12 protein-coding genes are annotated in these 14,461 nt (G+C 65.1%); 5 read left to right on the forward strand and 7 right to left on the reverse strand.

The genetic code is table 11. The annotated features are described in order from the left end of the window. Window positions 1-9 precede the first annotated feature (9 nt). Entirely contained in the window at window positions 10-1,425 is a 1,416-nt protein-coding gene (locus GBJ34_RS08525; RefSeq protein WP_151718846.1) for a hypothetical protein, read from the reverse strand. 354 nt (window positions 1,426-1,779) lie between these two features. On the opposite strand from GBJ34_RS08525, the gene GBJ34_RS08530 reads away from it, so the two are divergent. Next, entirely contained in the window at window positions 1,780-2,529 is a 750-nt protein-coding gene (locus GBJ34_RS08530) for a WecB/TagA/CpsF family glycosyltransferase (RefSeq protein ID WP_151718847.1), read from the forward strand. A gap of 3 nt (window positions 2,530-2,532) precedes the next feature. Here the strand turns inward: GBJ34_RS08530 and GBJ34_RS08535 are convergent, their stop codons facing one another. Continuing rightward, window positions 2,533-3,489, reverse strand: coding sequence for a glycosyltransferase family 2 protein (locus GBJ34_RS08535; RefSeq protein ID WP_151718848.1), 957 nt, complete (start codon window positions 3,487-3,489; stop codon window positions 2,533-2,535). 322 nt (window positions 3,490-3,811) lie between these two features. Between GBJ34_RS08535 and GBJ34_RS08540 the strand changes: the two genes are divergently transcribed. Beyond that, window positions 3,812-4,756 carry a P-loop NTPase gene (locus GBJ34_RS08540; RefSeq protein WP_192931153.1) on the forward strand — a complete coding sequence of 315 codons (945 nt, stop codon included), beginning with the start codon at window positions 3,812-3,814 and terminating at the stop codon, window positions 4,754-4,756. A 6-nt stretch (window positions 4,757-4,762) separates the two neighbouring features. Next, window positions 4,763-6,040 (forward strand): Wzz/FepE/Etk N-terminal domain-containing protein, encoded by a 1,278-nt coding sequence (locus GBJ34_RS08545; protein ID WP_151718850.1) that lies wholly within the window; start codon window positions 4,763-4,765, stop codon window positions 6,038-6,040. Between the two features lie 131 nt (window positions 6,041-6,171). On the opposite strand, the gene GBJ34_RS08550 is transcribed toward GBJ34_RS08545, so the two are convergent. The 3 genes from GBJ34_RS08550 to GBJ34_RS08560 form a co-directional block, all read right to left on the reverse strand. Further along, window positions 6,172-6,888 (reverse strand): sugar transferase, encoded by a 717-nt coding sequence (locus GBJ34_RS08550; RefSeq protein WP_151718851.1) that lies wholly within the window; start codon window positions 6,886-6,888, stop codon window positions 6,172-6,174. Window positions 6,889-7,319: 431 nt separating this feature from the next. Beyond that, the gene (locus tag GBJ34_RS08555; RefSeq protein ID WP_151718852.1) at window positions 7,320-7,529 is read right to left on the reverse strand and encodes a hypothetical protein; all 210 of its coding nucleotides are present in this window, start codon (window positions 7,527-7,529) and stop codon (window positions 7,320-7,322) included. A 143-nt stretch (window positions 7,530-7,672) separates the two neighbouring features. After that, window positions 7,673-9,007: an oligosaccharide flippase family protein gene (locus GBJ34_RS08560; RefSeq protein WP_151718853.1), complete on the reverse strand. Its 1,335-nt coding sequence runs from the start codon at window positions 9,005-9,007 to the stop codon at window positions 7,673-7,675. Between the two features lie 134 nt (window positions 9,008-9,141). On the opposite strand from GBJ34_RS08560, the gene GBJ34_RS08565 reads away from it, so the two are divergent. Further along, complete coding sequence (locus tag GBJ34_RS08565; RefSeq protein ID WP_151718854.1) at window positions 9,142-10,332, forward strand: glycosyltransferase; 1,191 nt, start codon at window positions 9,142-9,144, stop codon at window positions 10,330-10,332. Then, a complete protein-coding gene (locus tag GBJ34_RS08570) occupies window positions 10,332-11,108 on the forward strand; it encodes a glycosyltransferase family protein (RefSeq protein WP_151718855.1) in 777 nt (258 codons plus the stop codon). Before GBJ34_RS08565 ends, GBJ34_RS08570 begins: the two co-directional genes overlap by 1 nt. Here GBJ34_RS08570 and GBJ34_RS08575 read toward each other — a convergent pair. After that, window positions 11,105-11,929 (reverse strand): glycosyltransferase family 2 protein, encoded by an 825-nt coding sequence (locus tag GBJ34_RS08575; RefSeq protein WP_151718856.1) that lies wholly within the window; start codon window positions 11,927-11,929, stop codon window positions 11,105-11,107. The two genes, GBJ34_RS08570 and GBJ34_RS08575, sit on opposite strands and share 4 nt — an antisense overlap. Next, window positions 11,923-14,454: a hypothetical protein gene (locus GBJ34_RS08580; protein ID WP_151718857.1), complete on the reverse strand. Its 2,532-nt coding sequence runs from the start codon at window positions 14,452-14,454 to the stop codon at window positions 11,923-11,925. Before GBJ34_RS08580 ends, GBJ34_RS08575 begins: the two co-directional genes overlap by 7 nt. Between the last annotated feature and the right edge of the window lie 7 nt (window positions 14,455-14,461).

Raw genomic sequence — 14,461 nt, forward strand, 5'->3', positions numbered from 1 at the left:
CCAGCCCTATCATATCACCGTCCGCCCATGCCCGGGATGCCAGCCCGACACGATCCGCGCCTCGCGATCCTCGATCCGGCGGCGGGCCAGGCTTTCGGCGTGCCCCAGCAAAGCCCCGGCCATCAGCCAAGTAAAGGGCACCAGCGTGGCATTCGGCAGCAGGTCCACCAGATTGGCCGCGAAGATCAGGCTGATGGTCGCAACCCATGGCGTGACCGGCGCGCGCGACCGCCAGACCTCTACCCCAAGCAGTAGCATGGGCAGAACCAGCAGCCCGAATTGCGAGATATAGCCCGCCCAGCCATAAATCCCCATGATGATGATCCAGGCACCATCGGCAATCGACAGACCTTCGCCGGTGAAGGGATCATAGAGCAGGTTGCGCCCGAAGCCGCCCCAGCCGAACCACGGCTTTTGCGCCGCATGGGCCAGCAGCGCCTCTTCATTGTCGACACGGAACTGGAAGGAATAGGCCCGATCCGGCGACAGGCTGCGCGCGAAATCGGTGATCTGGTCCAGCGGGATCAGATGCAGGCCGCGCAAGGCCGGATAGATGATGACAATGGCGGCAAAGGCGGTTGCGATCAGCACCTGCATCCGGCGTGGCAACAGCAACACAACCGGGAACAGCAGCGCCGCATAGATCATCACGCCCAGGCTTTTGCAGATCAGCAGCATCAACAGCAGCCAAAGCAGGATCGCAAATTGCTTGGGCCGCCGCATCGCCGGGCCTTCGCGCAGGAAGACCAGCGCCGACAGCAGCGCCATCAGCGCAAAGAACGCGACCCAAAGGCCATGCGGCATGAAGACGATGGGCCGATAGCCCCCGGCACGGATGGTCTGGAAGAAGTCATGCTGGAAATAGCCATAGACCCAGACGTTGATCTGCGGCGACAACCGCGCCTCGATCAACATCAGGGGCGAATAGAGCAGCCCCGCCGTCACCAGCGCAATCAGCATGTTGCGCATCGCCTCGGGCGTGGCCAGGTAACGCCGCGCCAGAAACAGCGGGATCACCTCGATCATCTGGTTCACGATCGCCGCGACACTGTCATAGATCCGCAAGCCCTGGATGGAGCCCGGCCCCATCGGAACCCGTTCCGCATTGGTCAGCACCGTGCCAAAGGGCACCAGCACGAACAGCACGATCAGCGCCCGCATGGCCCAACTTTCCGGCAGCAACGATCCGCGATCCCCCAGCAGGAAGGTCACCACCACCAGCGCGGAAAGGCCCGGCAGGCTGTCCTTGGTCAGCCCCGGCAAGACCGGCAGATCGAAGGCCATCGCGGGCGGCAACAGCAAATAGGCACCGAGCACCGCCCAGATCAGGGCGCGGTCGCGCGGCATACGCTTGAACATCAGCATCACGACCAGCGGCCAGCCAAGCAGCACAAGCCAGGCAAGAGGGTTGGGCGTGATGATCACCGGGCGCGTCCTTTGCAGGGCATGGCTTTGCGGGGGTGGGCTTTGCGGAGGCTGGCTGCACGGGGCTTGGGCCAGCCGCAGCCTAGCATCGGCGTCGCACATCTCCAACAAGCGGGCATGACGCTGAGGGCCACCGCGCCACTGGACCCGGGACCGGCGGTCCGCCTTGAAAGGGAAAGGGGCCGTGCCATGGCTGCCGCTATGCGCCAAGCCGGGCTTTCTGTCCACGCACAGGCCGGAAACAAAGTGTTTTCAGGCAAGGATGGCTGAAATCAGGCCGGTTCTGTGCTAGAAGCCCGCCGTTCAGACCAGTCCGTCGCGCCATTCCCGCGGCGTCCGCTTCAAGGGCCAGCCATGCAGTTCCGTTTCGATGCCACCACGATCACTGTCAACGTGCCCCATGCGGCGGCGCTGCTGACGGCGGTGAAGTCGCGCCTTGTCGCGCGGCAGGGCTTTGCGCTGGCCACGATCAATCTGGATCATCTGGTGAAGCTGAAGACCAGCGCGGCCTTCCGCGCCGCCTATGCCGCGCAGGATCTGGTGGTGGCGGATGGCAATCCCATCGTCTGGCTGTCGCGTCTGGCACGCCGGCCCGTCGATCTGGTGCCCGGCTCCGACATGGTGCTGCCGCTGGCGCGGGTGGCCGCGCAAACCGGGCGCAAGGTGGCGCTTGTCGGCACGACGGAGGCCGCGCTGCACACAGCGGCAGATGCGATGCGCGCCGCGATCCCCGGTCTGGATATCGCGCTGACCATCGCGCCGCCGATGGGGTTTGACCCGCAAAGCGCCGAGGCCGCCGCCCTGCTGAAGCAATTGGAGGCCGCCGATATCGGGCTGGCCTTCCTGGCGCTTGGTGCCCCCAAGCAAGAGGCATTGGCTGCGCGTGGGCGCGAACTGGCCCCGCATGTGGGTTTTGCCAGCATTGGCGCGGGCCTTGATTTTCTGGCCGGAACCCAGCAACGCGCGCCCGACTGGGTGCGCCGCATCGCCATGGAATGGGCCTGGCGCATGGCCTCCAATCCCGGGCGGTTGGTGCCGCGCTATTGGGCCTGTTTCAAGCTGCTGCCCGGCGAGGCGGTGAAGGCAATCACCAGCCGGGGCTAAGCCTTACTTGTATTCGATCAGCCCGCGCCGCCGCCCCAGAAAGCGGTTCAGGTGAAAGCCAAGCGCGCCCTGCGCCTCGGGCAATTTGCCAAGAACCGTAAAAAACGCGGCCTCTGCCCCCATGCGCGGGGTCAGGCGCAGCCATTGCAGCGGCCATGCCAGCAACAGCAGCAGAAAGGCCGGGTGGATCAGTGCAAGCAGGATCGCGGCCAGCGGCAAGCCCGCGCCCCAGATCAGCGCGCGCCGGGTTTCGGCCACCCAATGCCGCTCCGGCCCCGCGCCATGGCGGAACGCCCCTTCGGCAAAGGCGTGACCGGCGCGGCGCGTGCGGCGCCACCATTGGCCAAAGCGCAGGATCGCCGCGTCATGCAGCGTCATGTCGGCAGCGATGCGCCAGACCTCGCCGCCTGCACGGCGCAGGCGCAGGCACAGGTCCGGCTCTTCGCCCGCGATCAGGGTCGGATCATAGCCGCCCACCGCCGCCAGCGCCGGATAGCGCATCAGCGCGTCGCCACCGCAGGCTGTGGCCTGCCCGATCGGCGTGTCCCATTCGCGGTCGCAAAGCCGGTTATAGACCGAGGCCCCAGGAAAGCGTTCGCGCCTGCGCCCACACACCACCACCGCCGCCGGAAGATCCTGCATGGTCTCCAGCGCGGCGGCGATCCAGCCCGGCTGCACCTCGCAATCGCCATCGACGAACTGCACGAAATCAGGCGGCAGCCCTTCGGCCAGACGCGCCAGCCCGGCATTGCGCGCCCGCGCCGCTGTGAAGGGTCTGGTCATGTCCAGCGCCACAACCTCGGCCCCCCTGGCCCGCGCCAGATCGGGTGAGCCATCGCTTGATCCGCTGTCGACATAGATCAGGCGCCGCACCCGACCGGCGAGGCTGTCCAGACAGGTGGCCAGCCGCGCGCCCTCATTGCGCCCGATCACCACCGCATCCACAATCTGCCCCGCCACGCCGCTCTCCGTCACCCGAATCGTCCCCGTTTCCGCACCCGGCCCTTATGCCCCGCCATCGTGGCATTTCTCGGTCAGCGCAGCCCCCGCGCCACCCCGCCGGATCGCCCTGACGTGATGCCGGCAACCCGCTGCCACCCTTTCATTTCCGGCCCATATCTGATAGTCAATGCAGACTGGGCGGGGGCCCGGACGAATCCATTGGCGACAGGGCGCAAGCGGTGCCGCCAATCTTTATCCGGCCGAACGGCCTGCAGTCCTGCGGGCAAAGCACAATGATGCGGCGGCCATTTCGCCGCAATGCTGGAGCCCGGAACGACCGATGACGAAACACAGGATTTTGCTCTCTGAGGGCTATTCCGTCGCGGATATGGTGGGTTCCATGCGCAGGGATACCGATTTTCTCGACCGTCTCGACCATGACGCCCCGCTGCGCAGCCCTGGCATTTCTGTATTTCGCGGCCGTGGCGTGCCCGCGATCCGCCCGGCTGATCCGCAATCCCATGCCGGCCCGATGGAGGTGTTCAGCCCACCGCCACAGCCCGCGATCCGCCCCGAAAAGGTCTGGGAGTCGTTGAGCCCGGTGACGCTGGACAGCGCGCTGTTGGCCGGAAACGGTCTGTTTCCCGATGCCGCACAGCATACGGTAACCGCGCAATTCGACATCCTGCGCACCCGTCTGGTGCAGGCCATGCAGGAACGCGGCTGGCGACGCATTGCCGTCACCTCGCCCACGCATGGCTGCGGCAAAAGCCTGATCGCAGCCAATCTGGCGCTGGCGCTGGCGCGTATGCCTTCGGCCCGGACGGTGCTGCTGGATCTGGAACTGCGCCACCCCGATCTTGCCCGGCTGTTCGGCACTGGCACCGGGCCGATGCGCGACATGCTGTCGGGCGAGCAGCCCCTGGAAAGCCATCTGCGCCGGGTCGGCAGCAATCTGGCGCTGGCCTTCAATGGCGAGCCGGTCACCGGCGCCGCCGAAACCCTGCTGGCGCCGCAAACCGCCGAAACGCTGCGTGCCATTGCCGATCATCTGGACCCGACCGTGATGGTGCTGGACCTGCCGCCCGCGCTTGGATCGGATGATGTGATCTCGATCCTGCCGCATGTCGATGCGGTGCTGCTGGTTGCCGATGCGACCCGCACCACCGCCGAGGATATCCGCGCCTGCGAACGGTTGTTCGACGGGCGCACCACGCTGATGGGCGTGGTGATGAACCGCGCGCAGGAAAGCAGCCTGCGCCGCTACCGTTATCGCAAGTCGTGAGTGTCCATGGGTCCGATTCAAAGCATTGAAGAATTTGTGAACCTGCTGCTGCGCCGGCGGCTGCTGATCGCCGTGCTGGTCCTGCTCGGCACCGTGGTCGCCATCATGCTGGCGCTGTCACGGTCGCAAAGCTATGAGGCGTCGGCCGTCATCCAAGTGCAGACGCCGGTGATCGATGGGCAGGAGCAACAGGCGCGCAGCCAGACCGCTGCGGTGCTGCAAGCGATTGAACAGCGCCTGACCACGCGTGAGAACATGCTGGCCATGGCCGAACGCCACGGGATCTTCGCCAATGCTCCGGGGATGAGCGATGACCAGAAGGTCAATGCCCTGCGCAGCGCGATCAGCCTGCAAACCATTGCGGGTGCCGGTGAGCAGGCCTATGGCGCACCGGCCAGCGTGTCTGCGCTGCTGATCACCGCCCGGTTGGGGGAGGCCGAACAGACCGCCCGCGTCGCCAATGACTTTGCCCAGAGCGTGCTGGATATGTCGGTGGCGCAACAGGCCAGCCGCACGCGCGAAACCTATCTGTTCTTCCAGACCGAAGAGGCCCGCATCCTGCAACAGATCGCGGCGCTGGAATCGGAGATTGCGGCCTATAAGAATGCGCATCTGACCGCGTTTGAGGGCGACAGCGCCACGGTGCGGGCGGGGCTGGATACCGATCTGCGCCGCATCGCGCAGGATATGCTGGCGCTGGAGGCCGAGCGCAGCGCGCTTCAGGCCAAGGAACGCCTGCGCGAGACAGATCGCCGCCGGATCGAGGATCTGACGGCGCAGATCGCGGTGCTGGACCGGCAGAAAGCCGGGCTGGACGCGCAGCGCGCAACCCTTGAGCAACAGGCGGCCCAATCGCCCGAGGTGGAGCGGACGCTGAACGCCTATGCCCGCCAGCAGGAGCAACTGCAAAGCCAGTTCGAAATGGTGACCGCCCGCAAGTCCGAGGCAGAAACCACCCTGCGACTGGAGCAGGAAAACCATGCCGAGCATTTCACCCTGCTGGAACGCGCGCTTACCCCGGCCTATCCCAATGGCGGTGGCCGCAAGAAGATCGCAATTGCGGGCACCATGGCCAGCCTGATTGGCGCGATTGCCTTGGCCTTCATTCTGGACCTGCTGAACCCGGTGCTGCGCAGCGCCGCCCAGATGCAGCGCGAGGTCGATATCCGCCCCGTCATCGTGGTGCCAGATCTGAACCTGCGCAGCCCGCAACGCCCAACCCTGCTGGAGCGCGCCTGGGACTGGGTCCGCAACCTGCCGCTGCCGTCCCGCTTCCGCGCCTGAGACCTGAGACCTGAGACCTGAGGCTTGGCACAGCCGATGCGCCTAATCGTGATGGAAACAACAAACCCGCCGTCAGTCAGGCTGACGGCGGGTTTTGTCTGATCGGGTCTTGTATCGCGCGGGCCGCCCGTTCAGCAGCCAGTGCCGTTGACCACAACGCCCACCGTGCGGACAAGGATGCCCATATCGGTGCCGAAGGTCAGATTCTCTTCGTAAACGCCATCATACTCCGCCCGCGCCTCAAAGGTGGTGCGGTTGCGGCCAGCGGTCTGCCAATAGCCGGTAATCCCCGGGCGCAGCGCGTAATAGGCCATGCCGGGATAGAGCGCCTGCTGGTTCAGCATCATCGGACGCGGGCCGACAAGGCTCATGTCACCGATGAAGACATTCCAGAGCTGCGGCAGCTCATCCAGCGAGCTTTTGCGCAGCAGCCGCCCGAACGGCGTCACGCGCGGGTCATTCTTCAGCTTCTGGGTCTCGTCCCATTCGGCACGCGCTGCCGGATCGGATGCCAGATAGGCCTCCATCCGTTCATCAGCATCGGGCACCATCGAGCGCAGCTTCCACATCCGGAACGACCGGCCATGACGGCCGACGCGTTGCTGGCTGTAGAACGGCTTGCTGCCATCGCGCGACACCGCGAAGGCCAGCGCGCCGACCAAGGGCAACACGATGGGCGCGGCCAGAAGAATGGCCGTCACATCAAGCGCACGCTTGAAAAAGTTGCGATACAGGCCCGGACGCTGCGCGGACGTCGTCCGAGACCCGGCCTTCTGCCCGATCTGCGTGGGCAAGCTGTGCGGCACGACAGGACGCGCCCCTTGAAAACGCGGGTAACTGATTGTCATTGTTCGTCACCCGTAAACACTAATGCCGAAAACACGCATGGTTCCGACCGCAGAATTACCCATGGGATCTCCCAGGGTCGTCAACACGCATATCGAATTGCGAAGCATGGCTATCACTCAACAAGATACGCCCCCAAGAAGCATTTTATCTTGTTTGCCCCGGCAAAGGCGACAGGGATTGGTAACCTTACGGGGGCGTTAACCGCGAAAATCGGGGGGAAATTTTGACACCTCATCGCCATTTTGTCGCCCCAATTGATTTCCTACCACCCTAGGGAGAGTATGGCCACAGCGATCCCGGCGAGGCTCGAAGTGATTCGGGCAATGAAAAAGGCCGGGCAAAAGCACCGGCCTTGGGTCTTCGGACGAAATCCGCGCTTGAATCGTTGAACCGTGCCGGGACCTACTGTTTCCCGACAGGATGCAGTCGCTTATTGCACCTGCAGTTCATGGGTCTCGGCGACAGGCATCGTGAAACTGGCGCTGCGGCTTGCAATCATGGCGATGAAGGTGATGGCCCCGATCAGTCCCGCGACCGGGTAGAAGGCAAGGGCCGCGAGAACCGAGAACCCTGCAATCAGCATGGCGATCACACCGATCATGCCTGCAACGATCCCGGAAGCCATGACGCCGATAACCATCTGCCGTTCCCCTCGCTTTGCCCGAAGCGCGCCCTGGGCTGGACCCTCTGTTTTCCAACCCGGGGCGCGCTACAGGGTTAACGTTAAGCACGGAATAAGGCGGAAAAGCGGCGCGACTTCAGCAGCCTCATGGCATTTTGGTGCTAAAGCTGGGCAAATCCTGCCCAGTTCCACCACAGGATCGCCAGCAAAAGCAGGGTGGCAAGGCTGCCGAACAGCAGATCATGGCGCGGATCCCAGGCATTGTGACGCCGGGCCAGCCAGATGATGATCGGATGCGCCGCCAGAATCGCCAGAAACTGCCCGATCAGCGCCCCTTCCAGCCCGTGGCTGGAGGCACCGATCCAGAAGCACAGGCTTTGCAGGCCCGCGCGCAGCGCCATCACGATAAAGTAGGTGCGCGAATCTCCGGCGGCCAGCGCCGACTGGTCATAGGTCATGCCGATCACCTGCGGCAGCTGCACACAGGCGATGGCCACCAGAATGATCCCGGCATGAAGATAGCGATCATCGTAGAGCAACCCGACCAGCGGCTGACCCACAAAACCCATCAGCCCCAGAAGGGCCAGCATCCCGCCCGTCATGGTATACCGTAGGCGCCGCAACCGCATCGCGTTCTCGGCATTCGCGGCCGGCGGGTGATCCCGATAGATCGGGATCAGGATGCGCCCGGTCACCGCCCCGCCCAGCAGCACCGGGAATGAGGCCAGGAAATAGCCGATATTATAGATGCCCAGCTCGTCCAGCCGCAGATAGGCACCAAGGATCGCCTTGTCGCCCTGCGACAGCAGAAAGCCGCAGGCGGTGGACAGGAAGATCCATTTGCCGAAATTGACCAGATCGCGCCCGGCACTTGGCTCCCATCGAAAGCGGTTGCGTTCTCCCGGCAGGAAGAAATGCGTCAGGGTCAGCTTGGCAACGGTGCCGATCAGCGCCCCGATCACCAGCGCCCAGACCGAGCGCATAACCGCGGCCAGCACGACCATCGCCACGATGCCGATGATCTGTGCCGTCAGGTCCAGCGCCGTCAACCGCCCCAGGAGCAGATGCCGGTTTGCAGTGTCGATCCGCGTCGGGTTGAAACTGGCCAGAAGCAGGGTCAAGCCGGCAACGGGCAGCAACTGCAACAGCTCTGGCGCGTCGTAGACCCGGGCGGCGGGCCAGGCCAGCGCACAGGTCGCAAGCCACAGGATCACCCCGCGAAGCACCTGCACGGTCCAGGCGGTGTTCAGAAAATCCGGCTCGTCGCCGCGCGGGCTTTGCGAGATGGCAGGCCCGATGCCAACATCGGAAAACATCGCAAGGCCAACCAGAAACACCGAGACCAGCGCCATCAGCCCGAAGGCCTCGGGGAATAGCAGGCGCGCAAGGATGAGGTTGGAGGCCAGCCGCAGCGCCTGCGATATGGCGTAAGACCCGGCTGTCAGGGCCGATCCGCGCAGCACGCGGCTGAAAAGGGGGGCGCGATGCTCGCTCATGCGCGCGACCCTAGGCGGGCTGCGAGAAAGGGTCAATCGTGCCATGCTTCGGCCACATGCGCGTGTATAACCGAAGACGCTGCTGCAAAGGACAGGCCGCCGCGACGTATTTTTCAAGACTGCCGGGACCCGCCGTGAAGATTGCCTATCTGATCAATACCTATCCGCGCCCATCGCACACCTTCATCCGGCGCGAGATCCAGGCGCTGGAGCGTCAGGGGCTGTCCGTGCATCGCTTTGCGATGCGCTCGGACCGGCGCAATCTGAAGGATGCGCATGACAAGGCCGAGGACGAGTTGACCGAACATGTCCTGGAGCGCAACCGCCTGCATCTGATCCTGTTGGCGCTGCGCTGGATGTTGATGCATCCGCTGCGGGCCATGCACGCCGTGCAGACATCCCTTCGCATGGGTGCGCGCGCGCGGATGCGCCTGAAGCATCTGTTCTATGTCATTGAGGCTGCGCAAATCGCCCGCCGCTGCAAACAGCTGGGCATCCAGCATCTGCACGCCCATTTCGGCACAAACTCCGCGACTGTCGCCTGTCTGGCGCATGTCCTGGGTGGCCCGCGCTGGTCCTATACCGTGCATGGCCCCGAGGAATTTGACGCCCCGCGCGCGCTGTCGCTTGGGGAAAAGTCGCGCGCTGCGGCCTTCACTGTGGCAATTTCAAGTTTCGGGCGCAGCCAGCTGTGCCGCTGGGCCCCGATCGGGGCATGGCCGCGCATCAAGGTGGTGCATTGCGGCATCGAGCCTTCGCATTTTGCCACCGTCGCGCCGATGCCGCAGAAGCTGCGGCTTGTCGCCATCGGGCGTTTCACCGAACAAAAGGGCTTTCCCCTGCTGATCGAGGCGGTGGCACAGGCCGCACGGCTGCATCCCGGCCTGCGGCTGACGCTGGTCGGGGATGGCGAATTGCGCGGCGAGATCGAGGCGCTGATTGAGCGTCATACCTTGCGCCGCCATGTCACCCTGACCGGCTGGCTGGATGAGGAACAGGTCAAGGCCGAGCTGGACGAGGCGCAGGCGCTGATCCTGCCGTCCTTCGCCGAGGGACTGCCAATGGTGGTTATGGAGGCCATGGCCTCGGGCCGTCCGGTGATCGCCACCGCCATCGCCGGTGTGCCGGAACTGGTGACGCCGGAAACCGGCATTCTGGTGCCAGCAGGCGATGTTCAGGCCCTGGCCGATGCGATGGATACGCTGGGTGACATGCCCTATGACAGACTGTGCCGGATGGGACAGGCGGCACGGGCGCGCGTGATGGTGCGCCATGATATCGATCGCGAGGCCGCAAAGCTCGCACAGTTCATTCGGAGCGCCTGATGTTCGACATCGCCGCCGCCTGCAATTCCGAGGCGATTCTGGCTGCCAATCTGCGGCGCTCGCCCCTGCCGGAAATCGCGCGCCTGCAATGTGAATGGAACGCGCCTTCAGCCTCCATCGCCTATAACCGCGCATTGGATGCGACCAAGGGCGATGTCGTGGTCTTTGCCCATCAGGATGTCTATTTCCCCAAAGGCTGGGACGCATTGCTGCGCCACCGGATTGCCGAAGTCACGACGCATGACCCGAATTGGGCGCTGATCGGGGCTTTTGGCGTGGGTCTTGATGGCGCGCATTGGGGGCCGGTCTGGTCTTCCTCGCTGGGGCAGATCGTGGGCCGCGTGCCCGAGGCACCGATGCCGGTGCAAAGCTATGACGAGATGGTCATCATCCTGCGCCGCGCCTCCGGCCTGCGCTTTGATGAGGCCCTGCCGGGCTGGCATATGTATGGCACCGATATCGTGGCACTGGCCCGGTCGCGCGGGCTGAACGCATGGGCTACCAGCCTGCCCTGCATCCATAATGACCGCTTTCACGGCGCGCTTGGCCCCGATTACACTGAATGCTATCGCGCGATGCAGCGCAAATGGTCAGGGCAATTGCCGCTGCGCACGCCGATCACCAAGATCAGCCGGTCGGGCCTGCATCTGCGGCGCGACCTGTGGCGGGCGCGGCGTTCGGCCGATTTCCGCGCCGATATGGCCGTGGGGATCGACACGCCGGTCGAGGATCTGGCGCGCCGCTGCGGCTGGCTGGACCTGAGCGCGAATGCCTAGCGCCCCCGCGTCCAGCCCGCGCCACCGCGCTTCAACCGCACCGCCAATGAGACCGCTGCATAGGTGCCAAAGCCCAACGGATCGCGCAAGGCCAGCGACAGGATCCCGCTTAAGCCCAGCGGCACCTTGGCCTCGCGCGCCAGAAGATCCGGCCATTTCGCCGCGATCTCGGCCACGCCCGCATCCTGGCGCTTGCGCACCCGCACCAGCGCCGAAAACCCCTCGATCATCGGCCAGCGATAGCTGGCAGCGACCTGCACGCGCTCTGACGGGCGGAATTGCAGCCGCACAAAGGTGTCGTCCGAAATGATGGCGGGAAAATCGCCCCATCTCGCACGCCCCGCCGCATTGACCGCAAACAACCCGTAGCCCGGTGCCACACTGCGCGCGAAGGGCAGGCGCTGCCAGAACCGCGCATAGGCCCGCGTCACCCATGATTTGGCCGGCGGCACTATGGCGCTGCCCGAAGCATAGCTGGGCGCGGTGCCTGCCAAGGCACCGACAAGCTGCGCCATCAGGGGCGGGGATACCAGAACATCGGCATCCAGATAGCAGCGCAGATCGCCCTGCGCGGTGGCATCGCCGGTATTCAGCGCGCCGGGCTTGCCTCCCTCCGCCAGATCCAGCACTTTCAGCTTCCATCCCATGGCCTGCGCCCGGAAGGCAAAGCCGCGCGCCACCTCTGCCGTGCGGTCCTTGCAGCCATTGGCGACCACGATGACCTCGGCCCCGCCCTCCGGCGCGGCGCTGGCAAACAGCGCGCCAAGGCAATCGCCGATATAGCCTTCCTCATTGGAGGCCGGGATGATCACGCTCAGCATTCAACGCATCCTTTCGCGACGACCTGCCAGCGCGGGTTTTCATCGGTCAGATGCCGCAGCGCCCCCCAGCTGCCCCATTTGCCGGGGCTGTAGACATCGACAAAAGCATTGAAGGGCGTATCGGTCAGCTTGGCCCAAGCCCCCATCACCTCGGCGTAAAGTGAGGCAACTTCTGGCGTATAGCTCAGACCTTGCAGGAAGGCCGACACGTCCGCGTCATCGACCGCCTGCCCCATGCCGACCAGATGGCTGCCGCCCTCATACATCACCAGCCGCAGCCCGGCCTTCTTGGCCACCTCGGCCTGATAGGGCAGCACGCGGGTCAGCAGATCCTGAACCGTGTCCTCAACCAGACCTGAGTGACGACCATCGCGCAATTCTTCCGCCGCCTTGACCGTTGCCAGCGCCAAAGGCCGCGCCGGATCGGCCTTGGCGCTCTCGGTCAGCCAGTCGCGCACCATGGGCAGCTTTTCGTCGATCACCAGCAGACCCGCGAAGTAGCCGGTCACCGCATAGGCATCAAAGGCGGTTTTCGGCGCGGGCCGCCCTTCGGCCAGAACCTGGGGGGCATCAAGAATCTGCGCCTCCAGCCCCGTGTATCCGGTTTGCGTGGCGATCACACGCACCAGCCGCTCAGGTGCCGCATCGCCGAACACATCCGACCAGATCGTAGCAACCTCGGCCGCGCGCAGGGCATAGAACTGCACCCATGTGCTATCGCGGCCCCAGCGGGCCTTGCCCTGTTCCTCGGCCCAATGCGCCTGCGAAAACTGCCAGTTCCAGACCTCGTTCGACAGCTCCACCCAGGCCTTGCGGCCCGGTTCCAGCAGATCCGCCACGCTTTCGGCATAGAACCGCACCAGCGCGTCATCGCCCAGATGCGGCAGGGTGAACCAAGGATCGGCGTCCAGCTCATTGGCCAGCGCCACCATGACCTCGACCGGCACACCATTGCGCGCCCATGTATAGTCGCTGAATTTCGGGCTGTCCTCGATCTGCGACAGGGTGGCGTTGTTGGTCATCATCCAGTCCATGAAGCGGATCAGCTTCACGCCCCGGATACGATCCAGCCAGTCGGGGTTGAAGATCGCGCCGCCGTCCAGCGCCGCCATGCGGTCGGCCCGGACAAGGCTCAGGTTGCGGATCGGATCGGTCACGTCGATCTCGGTCAGCGTCACGATCACCGCGCCCTCGCCGGGCGTATAGTCAAAGCCGATGCCGCCCGCCTCGGGGCGCTGGTTTTCCGCCCGCCCCTCAACACGCAGGGTGCCCTTGCCCTGCCAGCGCAGGATGTAATGGCCAGCCACCGCGCCCGCATCCTCGGGCAGATCGGTCAGGACCAGCGTGGCGATGCCGCTGATGCCGGGAGGCATGGCATTGGGCCAGCCATCTGCATCCAGCCAGCCGTCGCGCGCCAGCGCGTCATGATCCATGCCGCCCCATTGATCGCCGATATGGCCGGTCCATGGCCGGGCGGTCTTCATCACATCCAGAAAGGGCTGCTGCACTGACCAGTCATTCACCCCGGCCAGCCCAAGCGCGAGATTGGGGTTGGTCACCCCGGTCAGCGGGCCAGTGATTGCGGGCGCGATGACTGTGGAAACGGTGGCAATGGGTGCCGGGGGCGTTACGGGATCAGAGGCCACCGCAACGACCGGGGCTGCGGCGGGCGTATCGACCGGGGCAACGGCGGCAGGGGCTGCGGCCTGGCGCCCCGCCTCGCGCTGTTCCTGCGCCTGCACCGCCGCCCAGGCGATGCGCTGCAAGGCCAGCGCCTGTTCATCCGTGATGCGGGCATCGCGGCTTTGCCAGCTACGGCCCAGCCTTGCGGGCAGACCTTCCGGGTTTTCGCCGGTCAGTGCCGCGATATGGGTCACCGCAATCAGGTAAAGCCCCTTGCCGTTGGGGTGGATGTCATCACTGAACAGGTCGGAAATATCGCCGATCCCCGGCAATGCGCCGGCCTTCGCGGCCTCGGCCGCCCGCAGCATGGCCTGCCCCGCAGGGATCACCCGCAGGGGCGGCGCGCCTGGCGGACGCGCAGCATCGGCCTGCACCGCAAGGCTTTCCCATTTCGACAGATCCGCGGTGATCCTTGCGTCCCAAGGCTGATCCGCGCCGGGATCATGGTCCACCGCCTCGCCGCTGCCGGATTTCAGGCTGTGCCATGTCTCGTAGATATAGACCTGCGTCGCCGGATTGGCCTGCCATGCAAGGTCCGCCCATTGCGCGACCTGCGCCACGCTGTCATTCCACTGGATCGCGCTGGCCAGCGGCACGCCTTCGGCCAGGATCAGCGCATCAACCGTGCCACCGGCCAGACGAGCGCGGCCATCAACGCCTTCAGCTTCGGCAGCCTTCTCCCATTGATAGGATAGCGGCGCGCCATTGATGATCTGCGCCTCGACCGCCAGATCCTCCTGCCCGCGCGCGCGCAGACCGGCCTCGACCATAGGTGCAAGGTCGGGGCCGACAAGGCTGTGGCCGACAAACAGGATCTCTGCCAGCAGCGACCAGACCGACATGCATATG

The sequence above is a fragment of the Gemmobacter serpentinus genome, assembly GCF_008973825.1.
In the GTDB taxonomy this organism is placed as follows: domain Bacteria; phylum Pseudomonadota; class Alphaproteobacteria; order Rhodobacterales; family Rhodobacteraceae; genus Gemmobacter; species Gemmobacter serpentinus.